The sequence below is a fragment of the Streptomyces sp. NPDC050546 genome, from assembly GCF_044457425.1.
GTDB lineage: Bacteria > Actinomycetota > Actinomycetes > Streptomycetales > Streptomycetaceae > Streptomyces.
Genome location: NZ_JBITGX010000032.1, coordinates 25,863 through 49,539, shown reverse-complemented (window position 1 = coordinate 49,539; position 23,677 = coordinate 25,863). Strand labels below are relative to the sequence as shown.

Sequence of the window (23,677 nt, the reverse complement as noted above, 5' to 3'; positions counted from 1 at the left end):
TGCCGAATTCAGCCGGTGGCCGTCACGCCCCGACCGGCAGCACGCCGCGGAAGCACCGTCGGCCAGTGCGCGAGCACCGCCGTCGCCGCATACCAGGCCACCGCGCCCGAGGCCACGGCGAACCATCCACCCACCTTGGCGAGCCCCTCGTTACCGGCGAACTCGGCGATCGCCATGAGCAACAGGGCGACGAAGAACAGCCCGTACATCCCCTGACCGAGCTGGTCCTCACCCGCGAGGGTCAAAGACAGCGCCACAAGGGCGAACAACAGCAGGAACAGCCCGGCCTCGTTACCGGCGGCGCCGCCCGCCACGGCCCACGTGAACCACAGCGCCCCGAGCACCGAGAACGCCGTACCACCGGCGGAGTCCCCCTCCCGCAGGGCCATCAGCCCGGCGACGAAGAGTGCGATACCGCCCACGTACTGGGCGATTGATGTCGCGTCAGAAGCTGACACCCCGTCGATCACAGCGGTATGCCCCAGCCCGAAGGCCAACAGGGTGATTCCGAGGGCGAGTCGACCGGCCACGGTCGTGATTCCGCTTCCCGCGGAGACGTCTTTGTCCACGGCGGGCTCCCTTCGTGCATGTGCAGTTGTGCGGTGCTCCGTATATGCCCTTCACAAGGGCACAAACACCTCTACGCGCGAGTAGGTTCACGCGTGGCACCAAGGGAGTTGAACTCAGGGGATGACGACGACCGGCCGCTGCGCCCGCTTGGCGAGCCGCCCCGCGACCGAGCCGAAGATGCGCCCCACGATGCCGTGACTCGACCCGACGACGATCGCGTCGGCCTCGTACTCCCGGCCGACCTCTTCGAGTTCGTGGCAGATGTCCCCGCCCCGCTCGACGAGGATCCAGGGCACCTCGGAGAGATACTCCGCACACGCCAGCTCCAGCCCGAGCACCTCGGTCCGGTGGTCCGGCACGTCCACGAAGACGGGCGGCTCGCAGCCGGCCCACACCGTGGTCGGCAGCCGGTTGGCGACATGGACGATGACCAGACCCGACCCGGAGCGATGGGCCATCCCGATCGCATAGGCCAGGGCGCGTTCACTGGACGTGGAGCCGTCGAATCCGACGACGACGCCGTGCTTGAAGGCGGGATCGCAGGAATGGCGTGGCTCTTCCGCCGCCAGGGGCTCGGCCGCCGTGGGATCGGCGACGGGCCGCTTGCGGTCCGCTGGTTCGAAGAATTCGTGACCGGCCATGGCTGTCTCGGCGTCGTGATCCTTATATGGGGGACAACAGTGTGCGGCTGAGCTGTGTCCGGGAATGGTCTTTCCAGCCCCATACCCCCAAGGGTACGGCGGCACGCCTCCTCAGCCCAGATCCCGCTCACCGTGCGTGCGGGTTCCAGGGAGCATGCACGAGGCGACGCCCGTAACGCAATGGTTGCTGCGCTGTACAGGCGGTTTGCACAGGATTCACTTACCCGTGGTGGTGATCGGCTCACCCAGTGACCGACGCCCCGGCCGCGCGTTGAACCCCGTGAGTCACGCCACAGGGAGCGCCCATGTCCGGACCGAGCATCGCCGCCGAGGCGGACCGCGCGGCCCCGCCGCCGCGGGACACCGCGACGGATGTGGTTCGCTGGGCGGCCTTCAGCTGCCTGCTCGTCCCGGTCGTACTCCTCGGCTACGGCAGCTCCCTGGCCGGTGCCGCCGGCACGGCCCTAGGGCTCGCCGCCGTCACGGGCGCCTGCCGGGTGCTGCTGCGCCAGTCCGAGCGCGGCGCGGCCCGGCTGGCGGCCGAGGACCGGGCACCCCACCGGGGACGGCACCACCGCACCGGAACGGGGTCACATCGGGGCGGACGGCACACTGGAGGAGATACACCGGTCGGCTGACCGGTTTCAGTGCACGTGCACGTTGGTTTTCAGCCAACTTCTCGTACCTGTGCATCACCCTGCCGAAGCACCCCCCAACCCTCGTTCGACCTGCACGGAAAGGGCCTCAGGGGGCCTGCGCACCCTACGCGGATTGGCCACCGCGACAAGGCGCACTTCCCTGCACGCCCCACGAGTGCAACGCTTCGTGATCGAATGCTTCACGCCAAGTTGCCAAGTCGACAATGTGCCGAGTGCCGAACCGGCCACCTCGGCACGACGGGACACAGTAGATTCGATCTTGACTGTCTACGGCGGGGGACTCGTGCAGGACCGAGGGGAAACGTGCAGGAGCGACACAACCGAGGAGCCGCGACCACCGAGGGGGGCTTAGCAGTATGAGCCACGACTCCACTGCCGCGCCGGAAGCCGGCGTCCGGAAGCTTTCCGGGCGACGCCGCAAGGAGATCGTCGCGGTGCTGCTGTTCAGCGGCGGCCCCATCTTCGAGAGTTCCATACCACTGTCGGTGTTCGGGATCGACCGCCAGGACGCCGGCGTGCCGCGCTACCGACTGCTGGTGTGCGGCGGTGAGGACGGCCCGCTGCGGACCACAGGGGGCCTCGAACTCAGCGCACCGCATGGCCTGGAAGCGATCTCAAGGGCGGGCACGGTCGTCGTACCGGCCTGGCGTTCGATCACTTCTCCGCCACCGGACGAGGCGCTCGACGCGCTGCGCCGCGCCCACGAGGAGGGCGCCCGCATCGTCGGGCTGTGCACCGGCGCCTTCGTCCTCGCGGCGGCGGGCCTGCTGGACGGCCGGCCCGCGACGACACACTGGATGTACGCGCCGACGCTGGCGAAGCGCTATCCGTCGGTGCACGTCGATCCGCGCGAGCTGTTCGTCGACGACGGGGACGTGCTGACGTCGGCGGGCACCGCGGCCGGAATCGATCTCTGTCTCCACATCGTGCGGACGGACCACGGCAACGAGGCGGCCGGCGCGCTGGCCCGCCGTCTGGTGGTCCCGCCGCGCCGGTCGGGCGGCCAGGAGCGCTACCTCGACAGGTCTTTACCGGAGGAGATCGGCGCCGACCCGCTCGCGGAGGTCGTCGCCTGGGCGCTGGAGCACCTCCACGAACAGTTCGACGTGGAGACACTGGCGGCACGCGCGTACATGAGCCGGCGTACGTTCGACCGCCGCTTCCGCTCGCTGACCGGGAGTGCCCCGCTGCAGTGGCTGATCACGCAGCGGGTGCTCCAGGCGCAGCGCCTGCTGGAGACGTCGGACTACTCGGTGGACGAGGTGGCGGGACGCTGCGGCTTCCGGTCGCCGGTCGCCCTGCGCGGGCACTTCCGGCGGCAGCTGGGCTCGTCCCCGGCCGCCTACCGGGCGGCGTACCGCGCCCGGCGTCCGCAGGCCGAGCGGCCCCAGCAGGACGTCGACGGCGGACCGGGAGGCATGCCCGGCCACACCGGGCATCCCGGCCAGGCGCCCGCCGCGCTGCACCCGGAGCACCCGGTCCCGCTCCAGTCCCGCCGTACGGCGGCCGCGAGCGCGGTCGGGGCGTCCCCGGCACTGTCGGCGGCCGCGTCCGACAACGGCCGGGAGGCCTATATATCCGCCCGGGCGAGTCTGCCGGGGCAGCGCAGCGCGACCTGAGCCGGTGACCGGGCCCGCGGGGAGGACGACCTCCCCGCGGGCCCGGCGCCGTTTCGGAGCGGGCCGGCCCTCGACCACGAGGTCGCTGCACGGACGGGCCGAGCTCGGGGCAGTGGGCCGTAAGGTTAGACACATGAACGATCGCATGGTGTGGATCGACTGCGAGATGACCGGCCTCTCGCTGTCGGACGACGCGCTCATCGAGGTGGCCGCCCTCGTGACCGACTCCGAGCTGAACGTGCTCGGCGAAGGCGTGGACATCGTGATCCGGCCGCCGGACCGGGCGCTGGAGACGATGCCGGACGTGGTGCGTCAGATGCACACCGCGTCCGGGCTGCTCGCCGAGCTGGCGGACGGCACGACGCTGAAGGACGCCGAGGAGCAGGTCCTGGCGTATGTGAGGGAGTTCGTCAAGGAGCCGGGCAAGGCCCCGCTGTGCGGCAACTCCGTCGGCACGGACCGCGGCTTCCTGCTGCGCGACATGCCGACGCTGGAGGACTACCTCCACTACCGGATCGTCGATGTCTCGTCGGTCAAGGAGCTGGCCCGCCGCTGGTACCCGCGGGCGTACTTCAACAGCCCCAAGAAGAACGGCAACCACCGCGCGCTCGCCGACATCCGCGAGTCCATCGCGGAGCTGCGCTACTACCGCGAGGCCGTGTTCGTCCCGCAGCCCGGGCCCGACTCGGACACGGCGAAGACGATCGCCGCGAAGCACGTCCTGCCTGCTCAGTAAGGACATCCGGGGGCCCGACGGGGGGCGCCGCGAAAGCCGGGCGCGAGCACCCCTTCGGACCCTGTACACTTTTTCTCGGCCGGTCAGGAAGTCAGGGACCTCCAAGCCGGTCATGGTGGGTGTAGCTCAGCTGGTAGAGCACCTGGTTGTGGTCCAGGATGCCGCGGGTTCAAGTCCCGTCACTCACCCTGAGTAATCAGCCGGTGGCTTCGACGAAGCCACCGGCTGAAGCTTTTTGCGCGCCTCTCCGGGGCGACACGGCAGGCTGGCTACCGTCGGCGGCATGGACGGTGGACGCCGAGAGTGGCGCGCGTGTGTGCTCAGTGGGGCGGTGTTCGCCGTATGCATGGCCGGTACCACGCTGCCGACCCCCCTCTACCCCCTCTATCAGGACAAGTTCGGATTCTCCGAGCTGACGGTGACCGTGGTGTACGCCCTGTACGCCTTCGCCGTCATCGGCGTGCTGCTGCTGGTCGGCGACGCCTCGGACGCCGTGGGCAGACGCCCGGTGCTGCTGTGCGGCCTGGGCCTCGCCGCGGCGAGCGCCGTCTGTTTCCTGTGCGCCACCGGGCTCGGCTGGCTGTACACGGGGCGGCTGCTGTCGGGACTGTCCGCCGGGCTGTTCACCGGGGCGGCCACCGCGTATGTGATGGAGCTGGCACCCGAGGGCGGCGCCTCCCGGGCCACGTTCGTGGCGACCGCCGCCAACATGGGCGGACTGGGCTGCGGTCCGCTGCTGTCCGGGGTGCTCGCGCAGTACGCGCCGTGGCCGCTGTATCTGCCCTTCGTCACGCATCTCGCCCTGGTGGCCGCCTCCGCCGCCGTCCTGCTGAGGCTCGCGGAGACCGTGCGGGAGCGGCGGCCGCTGCGCACCGTACGGCCGCAGCGGCCCGCTCTGCCCCCGCGGGTGCGGGCGGTGTTCGGGCCGGCGGCGACCGCCTCGTTCGTGGGGTTCGCGCTGTTCGGGGTGTTCACGTCGGTCAGCCCGGAGTTCCTCGCCGAGTCCCTGGGTGTGACCGACCACGCCGTGAGCGGGCTGATCGTCGCGCTGGCCTTCTTCGCCTCGACCGCCGGCCAACTCGCGGTCGGCCGGGTCGGTGTACGGCGCTCCCTGCCGCTGGGATGCGCCGGGCTTCTCGCCGGGCTCGCCCTGCTCGCGGGGGCGCTGCGGTGGGACCTGATGGCGCTGGTGGTGCTGAGCGCGCTCATCGGCGGGACCGGGCAGGGGCTGGCGTTCCGCGGGGCGCTGTCCGAGGTGGCCGGGGCCTCGCCCGGGCATCAGCGCGCCGCGGTGATCTCGGCCCTGTTCGTGGTGGCCTACGCGGGCATCTCGGTCCCGGTGATCGGCGTGGGCCTGCTGGCGGGCCCGATCGGTCTGGAGGGCGCGGGCCTGGTGTTCATCGCGTGCATGGCGGTCCTGGTCTCGACGGCGGCCGCCTATCTGCTCCGGCGGCCGGCCCCGGCCAGGACATGACTCGCACGACTGTCACGGCTGTCACGGCTGTCACGACGACGACCGGGGCACCAGCTCCGTGGCCAGGACCATCTGGCGGCGTTCCAGGCCCCGGGACGCCGAGGGGCGGCGGTCGGCGATCTCCGTGAGGAGGAGGTCGATCATGCGGTGGCCCATCTCCTCTATGGGCTGGCGGACGCTGGTGAGGGGCGGCTCCATGTGGCGGGCGATGGCGGAGTCGTCGTAGCCGACGAGTGCCACGTCATCGGGGATGCGGCGGCCCGCCTCGCGCAGGGCCTGGCGGGCACCGGCCGCGGTGACGTCGGAGGCGGCGAAGACCGCGTCCAGGGTGGGGCGGCGCTCCAGCAGGGCCGCCATGGCACGGCGGCCGCCCTCCTCCGTGAAGTCGCCCGCCTCGATCAGGGCCTCGTCCGGCTCGTGGCCCGCGTCGCTCAGGGCGTCGCGGTAGCCGTCGATACGGCGCTGGGCGCCGTAGACGTCGAGACGGCCGGTGATGTGGGCTATCCGGCGGCGGCCACCGGACAACAGGTGCTCGACGGCCTGGCGGCCCCCGCCGTAGTTGTCGGAGTCGACCGACGGGAGGGTCTCCGCCGACGAGCGCGGGCCGCTGATCACGGCGGGTATCTCCAGCTGGGCCAGCAGGTCGGGCAGCGGGTCGTCCGCGTGCACGGAGACCAGCAGGACACCGTCCACCCGATGAGCCGCCAGGTACTGGGCGAGACGGGCGCGTTCGCGGTCGCTGCCCGCGAAGATCAGCAGCAGCTGCATCTCCGTGTCGGAGAGCGCCGCCCCGACGCCCTTCAGCATGTCCGAGAAGTACGGCTCCGCGAAGAACCGGGTCTCCGGCTCGGGCACGACCAGCGCGATCGCGTCCGTGCGGTTCGCCGCCAGGGCGCGCGCCGCGGTGTTCGGGACGTAGCCGAGCTCCGCGACCGCCGCCTCGACGGCCGCGCGGGTCGCGTCGCTGACCCGGGGCGAGCCGTTGATCACCCGGGAGACGGTGCCGCGGCCGACACCGGCGCGCGCCGCCACCTCTTCGAGGGTGGGCCGGCCACCGCTTCGGCCCCGCGCTCCGTGGCTTGCCATGGGCTCCGCCTTCCCGTCCACACCCGCACTCTGCGGCTGGCCTGGAATTTAACAGGCTCGTCAGCTGTAGTGACCGCCGCCGAGGGCTTGCCGCCCCCGGCCTCCGCTTGAGCCTCCACAAGCCGGTCCGGCCGGCTCGGCACCGCCGGACCGCGTCGCAACGGGCCCCGGTCCGGGTCCAGTTAACGGCCCGATAACTGAACGCATCTCTCCCTGTCCGGTCCCTTGACACCCCCGCCCCGACCGGACAACCTTCAACACATCACCGGTGGGAGCGCTCCCACAGTACCTGACACATACACAACCCGCACGTTCCCCGCCCGAGCCGAAGCGAGTAAAAACGGGTCCAACAATGCAGTTGGCCGGGGGGTCGGCACGTCAGGGCAACAGGAGGACGACATGCGAGCACGCATCCGAACCGCCCGCAAGGCGATGGTCGTCGCGGCCGTCGCGTCGCTGGGCGCCGGGCTGCTGGCCGGCTGTGCCGACGACGGCGGCGACGACAGTTCCGGCTCCTCGTCCGGCGACAGCAGCGGCAAGACCACGATCTCGGTGGGGCTCTTCGGCACCATGGGCTTCAAGGAGGCCGGCCTCTACGACGAGTACGAGAAGCTCAACCCGAAGATCAAGATCGAGCAGAACGTCGTCGAGCGGAACGAGAACTACTACCCGGCGCTGCTGAACCACCTCACCACCAACAGCGGTCTGCTCGACGTCCAGGCTGTCGAAGTGGCCAACATCGCCGAGGTCACGGCCACCCAGGCCGACAAGCTCGAGGACATGTCCAAGATCTCGGGCGTGAGCGAGAGCAACTGGCTGGACTGGAAGTGGCAGCAGGCCACCACCAAGGACGGCAAGACGATCGGCCTCGGCACCGACGTCGGCCCGATGGCGATCTGCTACCGCACGGACCTCTTCAAGCAGGCCGGACTGCCCACCGACCCGGCCGAGGTCGGCAAGCTGTGGGCCGGTGACTGGGCCAAGCTCGTCGAGGTCGGCGAGCGCTACAAGTCGAAGGCGCCCAAGGGCACCTTCTTCATGGACTCCCCCGGCGGTCTGATCAACGCGATCCTGGGCAGCGAGAAGGAGAAGTTCTACGACGCCTCCGGCAAGGTCATCTACAAGACCAACCCCGCCGTGAAGGCCGCCTTCGACCTGACCTCCGAGGCCGCCGAGAAGGGCCTGGTGCAGTCGCAGACGCAGTTCCAGCCGTCCTGGAACTCCACGATCGCCAACAACAAGTTCGCCTCGATCGCCTGCCCGCCGTGGATGCTGGGCACGATCAAGGGCAACGCGAAGCCGGACGCGGCCGGCAAGTGGGCCGTGGCCGAGGCGCCCAAGGGCGGCAACTGGGGCGGCACCTTCCTCACCGTGCCGAAGAGCGGCAAGAACGTGAAGGAGGCCCAGAAGTTCGTGGCCTGGCTGACCGCGCCGGAGCAGCAGGCGAAGCTGTTCAAGGTGCAGGCCAGCTTCCCGAGCGCCCCGTCCTCCTACACCATGCCCGAAGTGACGGGCGCCACGAACGAGATGACGGGTAAGCAGGAGATCGGCCCGATCTTCGCCGAGGCCGCGAAGGCCGCTCCGGTCCAGGTGATCGGTCCGAAGGACCAGATCATCATGCAGGGCCTGTCGGACAACGGCGTGATCCTGGTGACGAAGGGCAAGTCGGCCAAGGAGGCCTGGGAGTCCGCGGTCAAGACCATCGACAACAAGCTGGACCAGTGACCCGTATGGCCACCCGTCACGACACCGCCGCGCCCCCCGTGGAGGGGGGCGCGGCCCCGGGCCGCCCGCCCGGGGGCGACGCTGCCGTGGAGAAGGAGCGGCGGCGCCGGGACCGGCTGTCCCGGCGCTGGCAGCGGGACATCCGCTGGAGCCCGTACGCCTTCGTGTCCCCGTTCTTCCTGCTGTTCGTCGCGTTCGGCCTGTTTCCGCTGGTCTACACGGGCTGGGCCTCGCTGCACCAGGTGGAGCTGACCGCGCCGACCGACATGAACTGGGTCGGGCTGCGCAACTACACCCGGATCTTCGACGACGACTTCTTCTGGAACGCGGCGAAGAACACCCTGACCATCGGCATCATCTCCACCGTCCCGCAGCTGCTGATGGCGATGGGCATCGCCCACATCCTCAACTACAAGCTGCGGGCCTCGACCTTCTTCCGGGTCGCGATGCTCGCGCCGTACGCGACGTCGATCGCCGCCGCCTCGCTGGTGTTCGTGCTGCTCTTCGGCCGTGACTACGGCATGATCAACTGGGCGCTGGACTTCGCCGGCATCGACCCGCTCGACTGGCAGAACGACAAGTGGCCCTCGCAGATCGCCGTCTCGACGATCATCATCTGGCGCTGGACCGGCTACAACGCGCTGATCTACCTGGCCGCGATGCAGGCGATCCCGCAGGATCTGTACGAGTCGGCGGCCCTGGACGGGGCCAACCGCTGGCAGCAGTTCATCCATGTGACGCTGCCGTCGCTGCGCCCGACGATCCTGTTCACCTGTGTCGTCTCGACGATCGGGGCGAGCCAGGTCTTCGGCGAGCCGCTGCTGTTCGACGCCAACAAGGGCACCTCGGGCGGCGCGGAGCACCAGTTCCAGACGCTCGGCCTGTATCTGTACGAGCAGGGCTGGGTCGCCCAGCACCTGGGCCGTGCCTCGGCGATCGCCTGGACGATGTTCCTGATCCTGATCGTCATCGGCATCGTCAACTACGTCATCTCGCGCCGGCTGCGCGCCAGTAGTTAAGGAGTGGTGGCCGTGACGACGACTGTGACGCCCCCGGACACCAAGCCCGTCGAGAGTTCCAAACGCCCCCGGCTACCGAAGTCCGCACGGGCCGGCGGGCAGCTGCACGGCGGTCCGATCGCCTACGCGATCCTGATCCTGTTCACGATCGTTTCGCTGTTCCCGCTGGTGTGGACGGCGATCGCCGCCTCGCGTGACAATCAGCGGCTCGCCGAGACGCCGCCGCCGTTCTGGTTCGGCTCCGGCCTCTTCGACAAGCTGGAGATCGCCTGGAAGGACGCCAACCTCGGGGAGGCGTTCCTCAACACCACGATCGTGGCGGGGGTTTCGGCGGCCACCATCGTCGTCCTGTCGACGATCGCCGGTTTCGCCTTCGCCAAGCTGCGGTTCAGGGGCCGCGGCGCGCTGATGCTGATCGTGATCGGCACGATGATGGTGCCGCCGCAGCTGAGCGTGATCCCGCTGTACATGATGGTCGCCAAGCTCGACTGGACGGACCAGTTGCAGGCGGTGATCTTCCCGTCGCTGGTGAGCGCGTTCGGTGTGTTCTTCATGCGGCAGTACCTGATCCAGGCGCTGCCGGACGAGATCATAGAGGCCGCCCGGGTCGACGGGGCGAGCAGCTGGCGCGTGGTGTGGCACGTGGTGTTCCCGGCGGCGCGGCCGGCGATGGCCGTGCTGGGCATGCTGACGTTCGTGCAGACCTGGAACGACTTCATGTGGCCGTTCCTGGTGCTGACCCAGATGGGCAACCCGACCGTGCAGGTCGCGGTCGCGGGCCTGGGCCGCGGGTACACCCCCGACCAGTCCCTGATCATGGCCGGCGCGCTGCTGGGCACGCTGCCGCTGCTGCTGGTCTTCGCGATCTTCGGCAAGCAGATCGTGGGCGGCATCATGCAGGGCGCCGTGAAGGGCTGACGCCCTCATTCCTTTCCCGGGGGCCGGGTCATCGCCGCCTCGGCCCCTCGCTTCTCTTCCCTCCACCGTCGCCTCTCCACGACCCCCAATGGGAGCGCTTCCATGCCTGATTCCGAGAACCCGGCCACCGCGGTGACCTTCCCGCCCGCCTTCGTCTGGGGCGCGGCCACCTCCGCGTACCAGATCGAGGGCGCGGTGCGGGAGGACGGCCGTACGCCGTCGATCTGGGACACCTTCAGCCATACGCCGGGCAAGACCGTCGGCGGCGACCACGGTGACATCGCTGTCGACCACTACCACCGCTACCGCGAGGACGTGGCGATGATGGCGGACCTGGGCCTGGGCGCCTACCGCTTCTCCGTCTCGTGGTCGCGGGTGCAGCCGACCGGCCGGGGCCCGGCCGTCCAGAAGGGCCTGGACTTCTACCGCCGGCTGGTCGACGAGCTGCTGTCCAAGGGCATCAAGCCGGCCGTCACGCTCTACCACTGGGATCTGCCGCAGGAGCTGGAGGACGCGGGCGGCTGGCCGGAGCGCGACACGGCGTACCGCTTCGCGGAGTACGCGCAGATCGTCGGCGAGGCGCTGGGCGACCGCGTCGAGCAGTGGATGACGCTCAACGAGCCGTGGTGCAGCGCGTTCCTGGGCTACGCGTCGGGGGTGCACGCGCCGGGCCGTACGGATCCGGCGGCGTCACTGCGTGCGGCGCACCATCTGAACCTGGCGCACGGGCTTGGCGCGGCGGCGCTGCGGTCGGTGATGCCGGCCCGCAACCAGGTCGCGATCGCCCTCAACTCCGCGACGGTGCGGCCGCTCTCGCAGAGCCCGGCGGACCTGGCGGCGGCCCAGAAGATCGACGACCTGGCCAACGGGGTCTTCCACGGCCCGATCCTGCACGGCGCCTACCCGGAGTCGCTGTACGCGGCGACGGCGGAACTCACCGACTGGGACTATGTCCTGGACGGCGACCTGCCCCTGATCAACCAGCCGCTGGACGCGCTGGGCCTCAACTACTACACGCCGGCACTGGTCTCGGCGGCGGACGCGGCGGCGCGGGCGCCGCGCGCCGACGGCCACGGGGCGAGCGACCACTCGCCGTGGCCGGCCGCGGGCGACGTCGCCTTCCACCAGACGCCCGGTGACCGCACGGAGATGGGCTGGACGATCGACCCGACGGGTCTGCACGAGCTGATCATGCGCTACCACCGGGAAGCGCCGGGCCTGCCGCTGTACATCACGGAGAACGGCGCGGCCTACGACGACAAGATCGACTCGGACGGCCGGGTGCACGACCCGGAGCGGGTCTCCTACCTCCACGGCCATCTGTCCGCGGTCCGCCGCGCGATCACCGACGGCGCGGACGTCCGCGGCTACTTCCTGTGGTCCCTGCTGGACAACTTCGAGTGGGCGTACGGCTACGGCAAGCGCTTCGGCGCGGTGTACGTGGACTACGCGACGCTCCAGCGGACGCCGAAGTCCAGCGCGCTGTGGTACGGGAAGGCGGCGCGCACCGGGGCGCTGCCGCCACTGGAGCCGGCCGCGTAGGCCATCCCTGGGGGAACGGGGAAAGGGGCGCGGCACCCGACGGGGGGTGCCGCGCCCCGACGTTTCTGGAATCCCGAATTCCGTTAAGTCGCACATGACCTGAATTCGATTCCCATTTGATCATGATGTGTCTAAGGTCGATGTCGATCAGGGCGGGGGGCCGTGGGGCTGCTCCGCAGTCCTGCGGTGAAAGGGAAGTGCAGTGTTCAGATCGTTCACCCGTATAGCCATGGCCGGTGCGGCTGTGGCCACGGTCCTCGTCGGCACCACGTCGACGGCTCAGGCCTCCGACTTCTCCACTCTCGACAGCGACAAGAAGATCTCGCTTCCGGGTGGCCGGGGCACGATGACCTTCATCGACGACGGAGACATGTTCAAGGTCTGCGACACGAAGGCCGACGGCCATGGTGTCTCGGGCCGCCTGATCGACAACAACTACAACGAGAAGCTCTACATCACCGACGGCGGCGACTCCGGCTGCGGCAAGAAGGGCTACGACGTCGGTCAGTCCGGCTCGTACCAGATGCAGCTCTCGTGGAACGGCGACGGCTACGACGTGAAGTCCGAGTGGTTCAACGAGTAGATGAGGACGACGATCCGAGGCACCGTGGTGGCCGGTGCCGTCGCGGCGGTCGTCGCGTGCGGGGTGGCGGTGTCGCTGGCCACGGCCGGGGGTGACCCTTCGCCGGAGCGGTCCGCGAGCGGGCTCCCGGCCCCGGACGTCCGGGCACGGCCGGACCAGTCGCCGCCACGGGACCGCATCGCAGCGGGCAGGGTCGCCCTCTCGGCGTACTTCACCTCGAGATCCGTGCGGCAGCCGAAGGGGGACGGCGCCGTCGCGTACGAGTGGAGTCTGCTCGACACGACCACCGGCCGCTACCGGAAGACCGACTGGGCCTGGCTCGACGTGGCTCCCGGGATGAAGACCGCCGCGGTGCTGGAGCGCGGTCTGCCGGCCGACCGCATCGGACTGCTGAATCCGGCCACGCACAAGGTGGAGCGCTGGATCGAGGTGGACCGGGGCGTGGGCGGGGTGCGGTTCTCCCCCGACGGCAAGCGACTGGTGGCGACCGCCTACGGCCGCGACCCGGACGCTCTCGGGCCGGAGCCGAGCCGGACCGGCTTCTACGTCGTCGACGTCGCCTCCGGACGGGCGGACTTCACCGAGCTCCCGCCCCGGAAGGCCGACCGCGGGTCCAGCGCCCGCGGCGGACGCCAGGACTTCCTCTGGAGCCGTGACAGCACCCTGGTGTGGGAGCCCTGGGCGAACGAGACGGGCAAGGTGTTCTACGACGTGGCCGGCAAGGAGGTGCCCGCTCCGGAACAGGAGGCGCGACTGGGCGCTCCCGGGGCGCTCCTCTCCCCTGACAAGAAGCTCGTCACGGGGAACTTCGCGGGCGATGACGGCCGGATCGTCTCCGAGGTGCTGGACGCGAGCGACGGCAGGCGGGTCGCGCTCGTGCCCGGCCAGCAACTGCTCGCCTGGGCCGACGACGACTCGCTCATCGCATGGAGATGCGACCCCGAGCGGTGCGACCCCGGCAAGGGTGAGTTCCGCAACCAGCTGGTCCTGGTGGGCCTGGACGGAAAGAGCGTCACCCCGCTGTCCGGCTTCCGGAAGGCCGACCTCCACTACGGCGGCCGCTGGACGCCGGTGTTCTCCAGGCGCTGACCTCCCAGACTCGATCGCGTGGACGGGTCAGCCCTTGTTGGCCCCCAGGGTCAGGCCGCTGACGAACTGGCGCTGGAGCACGAAGTAGACGATCAGGGTCGGGATCGCGGTGAGCAGGGCGCCGGCGGCGACCAGGTTGGGGTCGGTGAAGTACTGGCCGGAGAGGTTGTTCAGCGCCGAGGTGATCGGCATGTTCTCGCCGGTGGAGATGAGCACGATGGCCCAGAAGAAGTCGTTGTAGATCCAGATGGAGAGCAGGGTCGCGAGGGCGGCCATCGCGGGCTTGCACAGGGGCAGCACGATCTGCCAGTACAGCCGCCAGACGGAGGCGCCGTCGACCAGGGCGGCCTCGGTCAGCTCGTGCGGCAGCGAGCGCATGTAGTTGCTGAGCACGAACGCGCAGAAGCCGGACTGGAACGCCACATGGATCAGCACCAGGCCGAGCGCGGAGTCGTACAGCTTGCCGCTCATCGTGATGCCGGGCAGGTCGATCAGCAGGTACAGGCGGTACAGCGGGGTGATGATGACCTGCTGGGGCAGCAGATTGCCCGCCGTGAAGAGCAGCAGCAGCGACAGATTGACCCGGAAGTCGAAGCGGCTGACGTAGAAGGCGACCATCGACGACAGCAGCAGCGTCAGCAGCACCGCCGGGACGGCGATGATCAGGGTGTTCACGAAGTAGTGCGTCATCTCGGACTGCGTGAACGCGTTGGTGAAGTTGTCCAGGGTCAGCTTGTCGGGCCAGGAGACATAGCCCTTCTCGCTGGTCTCCGCGTACGGCCGCAGGGCCGCGAGGACCGCCCACAGCAGCGGCGCGAGCCAGGCGAGCGCCGTGACGACGAGAAAGGTGTGCAGCAGGATCCGGGCGGGGCGGATCGGGGTGCGCTGCTTCGGAGCGCCTGCGACGGTGCTCATGCGCGCCGCTCCTTCCGGAAGGTGGCGATCAGATACGGAATGATCACCGCGAGCGAGATCACCAGCAGGACGACGGCGATGGCGGAGCCGTATCCGATGCGGCTGGACTCGCCGATGATGTTGTTGGTCACGAGGATCGACAGCAGTTCGGTGCCCTGGGCGCCCTTGTTGAAGACGAAGACCAGGTCGAAGGCGCGCAGCGCCTCGATGATGGTGACGACCAGGACGACGGTGTTGGTGGGCCTAAGGGTGGGGAAGACGACGTTCTTGAACGTCTGCCACTCGTTGGCGCCGTCCAGGGCGGAGGCCTCGCGCAGGGCGGGGTCGACGCCCTTCAGGCCGGCCAGGTACAGGATCATCATGTAGCCGGCGTGCCGCCAGGACGCGGCGATCAGTACGGCCCACAGGTTGAGGTCGGGGTCGCCGATCCAGTCGATGTAGTGGCCGGGCTTGTTGGCGCCGATGACGCTGTTGATCAGGCCCGTGTCGGGGTTGTAGACCAGCTGCCAGACGAACCCGATCACCGCGAGCGACATCACGACCGGCAGGAAGAACGCGGTCTGGTAGACGCGGCTGAAGCGGATCCTCTTGTCCAGCTGCACGGCGAGGAACAGCCCGAAGGGCGTGGGCAGCAGGATGAGCACCACGAACCAGACGACGTTGTGCTCGACGGCCGGCCAGAACTGCGGGTTGTTGGTGAACAGTTCCCTGAAGTTCTGCAGCCCCACCCACTGGATGGAGTCGAAGCCGATGCCGTTCCAGCTGGTGAAGGCCAGCGCGATGGAGGCGAGGGCGGTGAGCCACACGAGGAGGACGTGCAGGATCGTGGGGAGGCCCGCCATCAGACCGAGCGTGATCCGGTCGCGGCGGGTGAGAAGGCGACGGTGGCCCGTCGGGCTCTTGCGGGGAGCGGCTCCCGGAGACGGCTCGGCGGCCGCCTCCGGGTTCTCGGTGGTGGTGTCGGTGCTCATGCGGAGGCGAAGATCGTCTTCTTCTGGCGCTCGATCGACGAGAGGATGCTGTCGACGTTCTTGGGGTTGCGGACGAAGTTCTGCAACGACGGCTGCATCACCGTGGAGGTGAAGTCCGGGCGGGAGTCGCGGTCCATGAACTGTGTGAGGTTCTTGGCGCCGCCGATCATCTCGTACGCCTTCTTCTGCAGGGGCGTGTACGCGGAGGTGTCGGCCTTGGTGGAGGCGGCGACGACGCTCGGGTCGGACTTGAGGTAGATCTCCTCGGCGGCCGGGCCGCCCAGGTACTCCAGCAGCTTGGCCGCACCCTCCTTGTTCTTCGGGTTCTTGCTGAGCATGAACCCGTCGGTGGGCGCCTCGACCGTGTCCTGCCCGTACGCCGGGTCGATCTCCGGGAAGGCGAAGAAGTCCAGGTCGTCCAGGTCGGCCTTGTTCGTGAACTGCTGGGCCACGAAGGTGCCCAGCAGATACATGCCGGCCTTCTTGGCGACCAGCGTCTGGGCCGCGTCCTGCCAGGTACGGCCGACGGCGCCCTCCTGATGGAAGGGGAGGATCTCGGTCCACAGGTCGAAGACGGCCTTCACCTTGGCGTCGGTCCAGGACGCCTTGCCGGCCATCAGGTCGACGTGGAAGTCGTAGCCGTTCTTGCGGAAGTTGAGCTGGTCGAAGGTGCCGAGCGCGGGCCAGGCGTCCTTGTCGCCGAAGGCGATCGGGACCAGGCCGTCCTTCTGCATCCGCTTGCACAGGGCGACGAAGTCGTCCCACGTGGTGGGGACCTCGTAGCCCTTCTCCTGGAAGACGCTCTTCCGGTAGAAGACCGCCCACGGGTACGTGTACAGCGGCACGAAGTAGTACTTGCCGTCCTCGCCCTTGCTGAGCGCCTTCATCGCGTCCGGGAAGTTGCCCCCGATCTTCTGCCACACGTCGTCGACCGGGGTGGCGAGGCCCTTGGCCGCGAAGAACTGCATGCGGTAGCCGGCGAACCAGGTGAACACGTCGTCGGGCGTGCCCTGCAGATACGCGTTGATCTGCTCCTGGAAGGTGTTGGAGTCCTTCGTGTTGACGTCGACCTTGATGCCGGACTGCTTGGTGTAGGCCGCGTAGATGTCGGCGAAGGCCTTCTTCGGCACCGGGTCGGAGGCCTTGGAGCCGAGGGTCACCGTCTTCGGGTCGGCTGCCGTACCGCTGCCGCCGCAGGCGCTCAGCAGGGGTATGCCGGCGCCGAGCAGGGCGGCGCCACCGACGCCGCGCAGCAGGGTGCGGCGGCTGGGAGCGGGGAGAGCGAGTCCGGAGGGGGAGAGGTCGTGCATGAACGGCTCCTGAGGGCAGGGTTCGGTCACGAGGGGTGTGGCTTGAAATCCGGTCGTAATCAACCAGAAATCAACTTGACCGAACACGGTGGCGCAATGACAGCCGTATGTCCGGTCATGCGTCAAGAGCCGTTGACTTCATTTGTCGAAACGTGACCGACCCGTGAGAGCGGCTCGGTCAGGCGGAGCGGGAGCGCTGGTAGGCGGCGGCCAGCCTGCCGGGCCGCCGGCGTCGCACCGCCCCGCGGTGCCCCCCGCCGACCGGTGCTCTCCCGTCCAGCTGGATCCAGATCCGCACCTCGGTCCCGCCGAGCACGGAGGAGCCGATCCGTACGTCCCCGCCGGTCGACTCGGCGAGCCGGCGCACGATGTCCAGGCCGAGCCCGGTCGAGCCGTCGCTCCCGGAACCGCGGCCCCGCGCCATCGCGGCCTGCGGGTCGGGTATGCCCGGGCCCGCGTCGGACACGAGGACGATCACCGCGTCCTCGCCGTTGTGCAGGTCGACCGCGAAGGCGGTGCCCTCCGGGGTGTGCCGGAAGACGTTGCCGAGCAGCGCGTCGAGCGCGGCGACCAGGTCGGCGCGGGCCACGGGTATGCGCACCGGCCGCTCGGCACCGGCCACCCGCCACTTGCGGCCCTCGTCCTCCGCCAGCGCCGACCAGAACGCCATCCGTTCCCGGACCACCTCGGCCGCGTCGCACCCGGCGCCGGGACCGGCGGCCGCCGTCTGCGGTTTGGCCTCCCGGGCCGTGCGGATGATCGTGTCGACCTCGCGCTCCAGTTGCTCGACCGCGGTCCGGGTCTGGTCGGCTGCCGGTCCGTCGCCGAGCGAGGCGGTGTTCAGCCGCAGCACGGTCAGGGGCGTCCGCAGCCGGTGGGACAGGTCGGCCGCCAGCTCCCGCTCGTTCGCCAGCAGTTGGACGACCTGGTCGGCCATGGAGTTGAACGCGACCGCCGCGAGCCGCAGTTCGGTCGGGCCCTCCTCGGGCACCCGGGCGCCCAGCTTGCCCTCCCCCAGTTCATGCGCCCCCTCGACCAGGCGTTTCGCGGGCCGGACCATCCGCACGCCCAGCCGGTCGGCGACCGCGACCGAGCCGAGGATCAGCGCGACACCGACCGCGGCGAGCACCGCCCAGGCCGTGCCCAGGCCGTTGGTGACCTCGGACTCCGGTACGTACACCTCGACGACCGCGATCTCGCCGGTGCTCAGCGCGACCGGCTGGAGCAGCGTCGAGCCGCCGGCGACAGCGGTGGAGGAGGCGCGGCCCAGCTTCCGCACGGCCGCGATGTCCTCGTCGGCGGCGCGCTGCCGCCCGAGTTCGATGGCGTCCTGGCCGTCGCCCGCCGGCAGGTGCACGGCCATCCCGGCATCGGAGCCGGCGGAGGCGACGACCCGCTCCAGCTGATCGCGGTCGGTGGTGATGGACAGGGCGGGGGCGACGGCCGCGGCCTCCCGCTCGGCGTTGGAGAAGGCGCGGTCCCGGGCCATCTCGCGGATGACGAGCCCGAGCGGCACCGCGAAGGCGAGCACGACCATGGTGGTCACGGCCAGCGACACCTTGACCAGGGCCCACCTCATCGCGGCACCTCCGCCCCCGGCGGTTCGAGCTTCACACCGACGCCCCTCAGGGTGTGCAGATAGCGCGGGTTCGCGGCGGTCTCACCCAGTTTCCTGCGCAGCCAGGACAGATGGACGTCGATGGTCTGGTCGTCGCCGTACGACTGCTGCCACACCTCGGCGAGCAGTTCCTTGCGGGGGACGACGACACCGGGCCGGCGGGCCAGGAAGGCGAGCAGGTCGAACTCGCGGCGGGTGAGGTCGAGCCGGGCGCCGTCCAGCTCGGCCTGGCGCCGCAGCGGGTCGACGGTCAGACCGCCGACCCGGATCACCGGGGACGGCTCCCCCTCTCCGGCTCCGGAGCGGGCGCGGCGCAGCACGGCCGCCATACGGGCCGACAGGTGCTCGACCGAGAAGGGCTTGGTCAGATAGTCGTCCGCTCCCGCGTTCAGCAGCCGGACGATCTCCGTCTCGTCGTCCCGGGCCGTGGCGACGATCACCGGCACGTCCGTGATGCCACGCAGCATCTTGAGGGCCTCGGACCCGTCGAGATCGGGCAGTCCGAGGTCCAGGATCACCACGTCGAAGCGGACATGGGCGACCTCGCGCAGCGCTTCCAGCGCCGTCCCCACGCTGCGCACGGTGTGCGAGGCGTCGGTCAGGTGCCGGATGAGCGCCGAGCGTACGAACTGGTCGTCCTCGACCACGAGTACACGTGCCATGCGCCGCACCGTACGCCATCTCGAACAGCCGGGTGCGGGCCTGTGGATAACTCTCGGTTGTGGACAACTCGTGGGACGGGTGGGGCAGTATGGCCCGCGATGCGCAGAGGACTCGTACACGTACTGGCCTGGCTGCTCGCCACGGGCGCGGCGGTCACGCTGTCGTGGTGGGGTGTCCACACGGTGATGGCGGGCACGGCCTACGACCCGCCGCGCGCCCTGCCCATCAAGGCCGCCGACACGACCGGGCGGAAGCCGGAGCCGTCGGCCACGCCGACGCGGGTGCCGAGTCCGCCGCGGCGCACCCCGAGCGCACCGCCCGCCCCGAAGAAGCCGAGCCCGGCCCGCACCGAGCCGTCCAGCCCCTCCCCCAGGGCTCCCGCCTCGGCCTCCGCCCCCGGAGAGGTCAAGAGCTACGACACCGACGGCGGGCGGGCCGTCTTCGACCTCGGGCGGACCTCCGCCTCGCTGGTCTCGGCGACCCCCGGGGCGGGCTGGTCGATGCAGGTGTGGAAGACGGAGTCGTGGATCCGCGTGGAGTTCTCCTCGGGCGCGGACCGGGTGTCGGTGTTCTGCACCTGGCACGACGGACCGCCGCGCGTGGAGATCGGGAACTACTGAGAGACGTACGGAGTGCCGTACGGGGTCAAGTCCCGTGCGGGGTCAAGTCCCGTGCGGGGTCGTCACGTGCAGGGTCGTCACGTGCGGGGTCATCTGAACACCGACGCCGGCGGGGCCGGGGACGCCACCGCCGCGAGATCCGTCACGGGCGCGGCCCCGCCGGTGAAGTCGGTGAGCGTCCTGCCGTGCTCGACCCGGCCGGGATGCGGGTCGGAGGCGGCGCGGCGGGTCAGTTCTGCGACGGGCAGCGGGTGGTCGGAGGCGACCAGGACGGCGTTCCCGAAGCGCTTACCGCGCAGCACCGTGGGGTCGGCGACCAGCGCGAGCTGCTCGAAACGGGCGGCGGCGGTGGCGATCTGGCCGCGCAGGTGGGTCAGCGGCGGCCCGTCGGCGAGGTTGGCGGCGTAGACACCGCCGGGCTTGAGGGCCCTGCGCACATCGTCGAGGAACTCGGTCGAGGTCAGGTGGGCCGGTGTCCGGGCCCCGCTGAACACATCGGTGACGACGAGATCGGCCCAGCCGTCCGGCACCTTGGCGAGGCCCTCGCGGGCGTCGACGGACCGCACCCGGATCCGGGCGTTCGAATCCAACGGCAGCTCGCGGCGGACCAGTTGCACAAGGGCGGCGTCCCGTTCGACGACCTGCTGGGTGGAGCGGGGCCGGGTGGCGGCGACGTAGCGGGCGAGGGTGAACGCGCCGCCGCCGAGGTGCACGGCGTGCACGGGCCGGCCCGGCGGGGCGGCGAGGTCGACGACATGCCCGAGCCGGCGCTGGTACTCGAAGGACAGGTACGCGGGATCGTCCAGGTCGACGTGCGACTGCGGGGCTCCGTCGATCACCAGGGTCCAGGCGCGGGTCCGCTCGCGGTCGGGGATCAGCTCGGCGAGCCCGCCGTCGACGCTCTCGACGACGGCCTCCGCGTCGGCCTGTCTGCGCCGGCCGCTCCTCGACTTTCCCATGGGGTCATTATCGGGGTCCGGCCGGTAGGCAGGGCGTACGCTCCCCGGCGGCGGCTCCGGCGCCTCAGCGGCAGCTGTCCGCCGCCTTGATCATCCGGGCCGCCTCCCCCAGGGCCTCGCGCAGTACCGCGGGGTCCGTCGCCAGGTCCGCCTCCCCGGGCGGCAGCAGCCAGTCCGAGCCCTCCACCGGCGGCTCGGGGGCCAGGGTCATGCCGCGCCCGTCGGTCCCGGTGCAGGTGCTCCCCGGCATGTCCCACGCCGCGGCCGTCCCGGGCGGGACCAGGAACCCCAGGGTGCCGCCCCCGTCGTCGTGCAGGACGGGTCCGACCGCTTCGGCGGTGCCGCGCCGGAGGATGTCGACCGCCTCCAGCCCCTGCCGGGCCGGCACCGTCACGACATCGCAGCTGATCTCCATCCCGGCCTCCACCACGAGAACCCCTGCTTGGACGAGCGGTCGGAAGTCGGGGGCCTCCCGGTCCGCGGGGTTCAACGCGGCCGCCCGTCAACGGCTACGGCGGAAGTCAGCCGCAAAGGATGGCAGTTCATGGCAGATCACGTATGAGATATCCGGTTTGTAGCCAAACCCAGCGTGACGACTCCGGCACAGCAGGTACGTTCTTGCTCGCCGGACACAGGGCGTGGCCTTGCGGACAACACGTACAAGTCACCCCATTTCCGGCATGGTTCGACGGTTCGCACGAGAGGACCCGGCCATGGCGTCGTCAACAGTGACCTCGTCCCCACCCGATCGGCCGCCACGGCCGAACCTCGCCTTCCGGCAACTGCGTGGACAGCGCTCGCCGGCCGAGTTCGCCGCGGTGATCCGCCGGGCCGCCCTCGAGATCGGCGAGCAGGTCAGCTGTGACGCGCGGTACATCGGCCGCGTCGAGGCGGGTGAGATCCGCTGCCCCAACTACGCGTACGAACGGGTGTTTCTGCATATGTTCCCAGGCCGCACGCTCACCGACCTGGGGTTCGCGCCCCGCTCGTCGGTACGCGGACGCCGGGCGCGCGACACCGAGGACGCGCCCCTGACGTGCACCGCGAACCCGGCGAACGCCACGAGTGAGACCAGCGGGGCGTGCGAGCCGTATGAAACGCAGAACCCGTACGACCCGTACCACCCGCACGACACCTACGAGGAGAGCGACGTGCTACGTCGCGCATTCATGACCAGCGGGGGCGCCACCGTGGCAGCCGCCTCGCTGGGACCCGTCGGCCTCGCCCTCGACGCCTCGGCGGCACAGCGCCCCGTGCGCCGCTCCGGGGCGAGTGACGCGGGTGCCCTGGAAGAAGCGGTCCGCCGCATCCGGCTGCTCGACGACCGGCACGGAGCCGACGGCCTCTACCGTCGCGCGGCCGCCCCGCTGCGTGCCGCCTACGCCCTGCTGGACGCCGGCGCGACCCGGCAGACCACCGCGGACCGGCTCTACTCCGGCGCCGGTGAACTGGCCATCTCCGTGGGCTGGCTGGCCCACGACTCGGGACGCTTCGACGACGCCCGCTCCCACTACGCGGAGGCCCTGGCGACCGCCCGGATGACCGGCGATCCCGGCCTGGAGGCGCATGCCTTCTGCAATACGGCGTTCCTCGCGCGCGACGCGGGCCGGCCGCGTGAGGCGGTCCGGGCGGCCCAGGCCGCACAGCGCGTGGCCCGGCCCGTGGCCTCGGCCCGGCTGATGTCGCTGCTCGCGCTGCGCGAGGCGGGCGGCTGGGCGGGACTCGCCGACCGCGTCGGCTGCGAGCAGGCACTGGCCCGGGCGCAGACCTTCTTCGACCGCGGCACCTCGGAGGCCGACCCCGAGTGGATGAGCTTCTACGGAGAGGCCGAACTGGAGGGCCTGGAGGCGCAGTGCTGGTCCGCGCTCGGCGACTGGCCCCGGGCGGCGCGGCACGCGCGGCGGGCGGCGGACCTTCAGGATCCGCACTTCACGCGGAACATCGCGCTGTACACGGCGGAACTGGCGGACGACCTCGCGCGGGGCGGCCGGCCCGACGAGGCGGCGGTGGCGGGGATGAAGGTGCTGGATCTGCTGGAGGAGGTCCAGTCGTCCCGCATCCAGACGATGCTGGCGGCCACGGCACGCGTGCTGTTGCCGCATCGCCGGGCTTCGGGGGTGTCGGCGTTCCTGGAACGGCACGCGTCGGCGCCGAGGATCACCTGATCCGAACGACGGGTCTAGCCGCCCAGGTGCCCGATGTCGTTCCAGCTCTCGATCGCCGGCTCGCCGTACGCCCACCCCAGGACCGACAAGGACGTCGGATTCAGCCGTATCCGTGCCGCGAAGTCGATCGGCAGGCCCAGCCATCGCGCGCCGAGGGTGCGCAGGATGTGCCCGTGGGCGAAGACCAGGACGTCACGGTCCTCGGAGCGTGCCCAGGAGACCACCTCGTCCGCCCGGGCCGTCACCTCGGCGAGGGTCTCGCCTCCGGGGACGCCGTCGCGCCAGATCAGCCAGCCCGGCCGGACGGCCTGGATGTCCGCCGGGGTCATGCCCTCGTAGGCCCCGTAGTCGACCTCCAGCAACGCGTCCCAGGCATGCGCGCGGTCGCCGAAACCGGCCAGTTCGCATGTCTCACGCGCGCGTGCCAGCGGGCTGGTGCGCACCTCGACGCCGGGCAGACCGTCGTACGGGGCCCGGTGCAGGCGCTCGCCGAGCAGCTTGGCGCCACGCCTGCCCTCCTCCAGGAGGGGTACATCGGTCCTGCCGGTGTGCTTGCCGGACAGGGACCACTCGGTCTGTCCGTGCCGGGCCAGCAGGATGCGCGGAGCCATGGAGGACCTTTCCGGGAGAAAAACGCGAGCGGAACTCCTCCATCATCGCGCACGCTGGTAGCGGGCAACCCGGGGGGCGATCTCTGCGTCTTTGAGGGCCGGAGGGCGCCCCAAGGGCGCGCACATACGCCGTAAGGTGGCACGACCGGCCGGCGGGGAGCCGTGACGACGAAGGGGGAGGGCG

23 protein-coding genes and 1 tRNA gene are annotated in these 23,677 nt (G+C 70.4%); 13 read left to right on the top strand and 11 right to left on the bottom strand.

The annotated features are described in order from the left end of the window. Window positions 1-8 precede the first annotated feature (8 nt). A complete protein-coding gene (locus ACIBK5_RS43310; protein ID WP_399028968.1) occupies window positions 9-569 on the bottom strand; it encodes a GPR1/FUN34/YaaH family transporter in 561 nt (186 codons plus the stop codon). 114 nt (window positions 570-683) lie between these two features. Then, window positions 684-1,211, bottom strand: a complete 528-nt coding sequence (locus ACIBK5_RS43305; RefSeq protein ID WP_399028966.1) for a universal stress protein — start codon at window positions 1,209-1,211, stop codon at window positions 684-686. Between the two features lie 305 nt (window positions 1,212-1,516). Between ACIBK5_RS43305 and ACIBK5_RS43300 the strand changes: the two genes are divergently transcribed. From ACIBK5_RS43300 to ACIBK5_RS43280, 5 genes are all read left to right on the top strand, one after another. Further along, entirely contained in the window at window positions 1,517-1,849 is a 333-nt protein-coding gene (locus tag ACIBK5_RS43300; RefSeq protein ID WP_189723843.1) for a hypothetical protein, read from the top strand. Window positions 1,850-2,226: 377 nt separating this feature from the next. Further along, window positions 2,227-3,489, top strand: coding sequence for a helix-turn-helix domain-containing protein (locus ACIBK5_RS43295; protein WP_399028964.1), 1,263 nt, complete (start codon window positions 2,227-2,229; stop codon window positions 3,487-3,489). A 133-nt stretch (window positions 3,490-3,622) separates the two neighbouring features. Next, on the top strand, window positions 3,623-4,225 hold the full coding sequence (gene orn / locus ACIBK5_RS43290) for an oligoribonuclease (protein ID WP_399028962.1): 603 nt from the start codon (window positions 3,623-3,625) through the stop codon (window positions 4,223-4,225). Between the two features lie 115 nt (window positions 4,226-4,340). Then, window positions 4,341-4,413 (top strand) — tRNA-His (locus ACIBK5_RS43285). Window positions 4,414-4,508: 95 nt separating this feature from the next. Further along, entirely contained in the window at window positions 4,509-5,699 is a 1,191-nt protein-coding gene (locus tag ACIBK5_RS43280; RefSeq protein ID WP_399028960.1) for an MFS transporter, read from the top strand. A 30-nt stretch (window positions 5,700-5,729) separates the two neighbouring features. Here ACIBK5_RS43280 and ACIBK5_RS43275 read toward each other — a convergent pair whose 3' ends face one another. Next, window positions 5,730-6,785, bottom strand: coding sequence for a LacI family DNA-binding transcriptional regulator (locus tag ACIBK5_RS43275; RefSeq protein WP_399028958.1), 1,056 nt, complete (start codon window positions 6,783-6,785; stop codon window positions 5,730-5,732). 399 nt (window positions 6,786-7,184) lie between these two features. Between ACIBK5_RS43275 and ACIBK5_RS43270 the strand changes: the two genes are divergently transcribed. From ACIBK5_RS43270 to ACIBK5_RS43245, 6 genes are all read left to right on the top strand, one after another. Beyond that, window positions 7,185-8,510, top strand: coding sequence for an ABC transporter substrate-binding protein (locus ACIBK5_RS43270; RefSeq protein ID WP_399028956.1), 1,326 nt, complete (start codon window positions 7,185-7,187; stop codon window positions 8,508-8,510). Between the two features lie 5 nt (window positions 8,511-8,515). Then, window positions 8,516-9,529, top strand: coding sequence for a carbohydrate ABC transporter permease (locus tag ACIBK5_RS43265; protein WP_399028954.1), 1,014 nt, complete (start codon window positions 8,516-8,518; stop codon window positions 9,527-9,529). Between the two features lie 12 nt (window positions 9,530-9,541). After that, window positions 9,542-10,447 carry a carbohydrate ABC transporter permease gene (locus tag ACIBK5_RS43260; protein ID WP_399028952.1) on the top strand — a complete coding sequence of 302 codons (906 nt, stop codon included), beginning with the start codon at window positions 9,542-9,544 and terminating at the stop codon, window positions 10,445-10,447. A gap of 102 nt (window positions 10,448-10,549) precedes the next feature. After that, the gene (locus tag ACIBK5_RS43255) at window positions 10,550-11,989 is read left to right on the top strand and encodes a GH1 family beta-glucosidase (protein WP_399028950.1); all 1,440 of its coding nucleotides are present in this window, start codon (window positions 10,550-10,552) and stop codon (window positions 11,987-11,989) included. A gap of 229 nt (window positions 11,990-12,218) precedes the next feature. Further along, a complete protein-coding gene (locus ACIBK5_RS43250; RefSeq protein WP_399028948.1) occupies window positions 12,219-12,572 on the top strand; it encodes a hypothetical protein in 354 nt (117 codons plus the stop codon). Beyond that, the gene (locus tag ACIBK5_RS43245) at window positions 12,573-13,661 is read left to right on the top strand and encodes a hypothetical protein (RefSeq protein ID WP_399028946.1); all 1,089 of its coding nucleotides are present in this window, start codon (window positions 12,573-12,575) and stop codon (window positions 13,659-13,661) included. It abuts the gene before it with no gap. Between the two features lie 27 nt (window positions 13,662-13,688). On the opposite strand, the gene ACIBK5_RS43240 is transcribed toward ACIBK5_RS43245, so the two are convergent. The 5 genes from ACIBK5_RS43240 to ACIBK5_RS43220 form a co-directional block, all read right to left on the bottom strand. Next, entirely contained in the window at window positions 13,689-14,576 is an 888-nt protein-coding gene (locus ACIBK5_RS43240; protein WP_399028944.1) for a carbohydrate ABC transporter permease, read from the bottom strand. Next, window positions 14,573-15,547 (bottom strand): carbohydrate ABC transporter permease, encoded by a 975-nt coding sequence (locus tag ACIBK5_RS43235; RefSeq protein WP_399028941.1) that lies wholly within the window; start codon window positions 15,545-15,547, stop codon window positions 14,573-14,575. The genes ACIBK5_RS43240 and ACIBK5_RS43235 overlap by 4 nt, the downstream gene beginning before the upstream one ends. Further along, complete coding sequence (locus tag ACIBK5_RS43230) at window positions 15,544-16,857, bottom strand: ABC transporter substrate-binding protein (RefSeq protein ID WP_399028939.1); 1,314 nt, start codon at window positions 16,855-16,857, stop codon at window positions 15,544-15,546. Before ACIBK5_RS43230 ends, ACIBK5_RS43235 begins: the two co-directional genes overlap by 4 nt. Window positions 16,858-17,035: 178 nt before the next feature. Next, the gene (locus tag ACIBK5_RS43225; protein WP_399028937.1) at window positions 17,036-18,436 is read right to left on the bottom strand and encodes an ATP-binding protein; all 1,401 of its coding nucleotides are present in this window, start codon (window positions 18,434-18,436) and stop codon (window positions 17,036-17,038) included. Next, window positions 18,433-19,137 carry a response regulator transcription factor gene (locus ACIBK5_RS43220; RefSeq protein WP_382494342.1) on the bottom strand — a complete coding sequence of 235 codons (705 nt, stop codon included), beginning with the start codon at window positions 19,135-19,137 and terminating at the stop codon, window positions 18,433-18,435. Before ACIBK5_RS43220 ends, ACIBK5_RS43225 begins: the two co-directional genes overlap by 4 nt. 99 nt (window positions 19,138-19,236) lie before the next feature. On the opposite strand from ACIBK5_RS43220, the gene ACIBK5_RS43215 reads away from it, so the two are divergent. Then, window positions 19,237-19,758: a hypothetical protein gene (locus tag ACIBK5_RS43215; protein WP_399028935.1), complete on the top strand. Its 522-nt coding sequence runs from the start codon at window positions 19,237-19,239 to the stop codon at window positions 19,756-19,758. Window positions 19,759-19,847: 89 nt separating this feature from the next. Here ACIBK5_RS43215 and ACIBK5_RS43210 read toward each other — a convergent pair whose 3' ends face one another. Further along, on the bottom strand, window positions 19,848-20,717 hold the full coding sequence (locus tag ACIBK5_RS43210; RefSeq protein ID WP_399028932.1) for a spermidine synthase: 870 nt from the start codon (window positions 20,715-20,717) through the stop codon (window positions 19,848-19,850). Window positions 20,718-20,781: 64 nt separating this feature from the next. Further along, window positions 20,782-21,132, bottom strand: a complete 351-nt coding sequence (locus ACIBK5_RS43205; RefSeq protein ID WP_399028930.1) for a hypothetical protein — start codon at window positions 21,130-21,132, stop codon at window positions 20,782-20,784. Between the two features lie 298 nt (window positions 21,133-21,430). Here ACIBK5_RS43205 and ACIBK5_RS43200 point away from each other — a divergent pair, with 298 nt between their 5' ends. Beyond that, entirely contained in the window at window positions 21,431-22,882 is a 1,452-nt protein-coding gene (locus ACIBK5_RS43200; RefSeq protein WP_399028929.1) for a hypothetical protein, read from the top strand. Between the two features lie 14 nt (window positions 22,883-22,896). On the opposite strand, the gene ACIBK5_RS43195 is transcribed toward ACIBK5_RS43200, so the two are convergent. Beyond that, the gene (locus ACIBK5_RS43195; protein ID WP_399028927.1) at window positions 22,897-23,493 is read right to left on the bottom strand and encodes a histidine phosphatase family protein; all 597 of its coding nucleotides are present in this window, start codon (window positions 23,491-23,493) and stop codon (window positions 22,897-22,899) included. Window positions 23,494-23,677 lie beyond the last annotated feature (184 nt).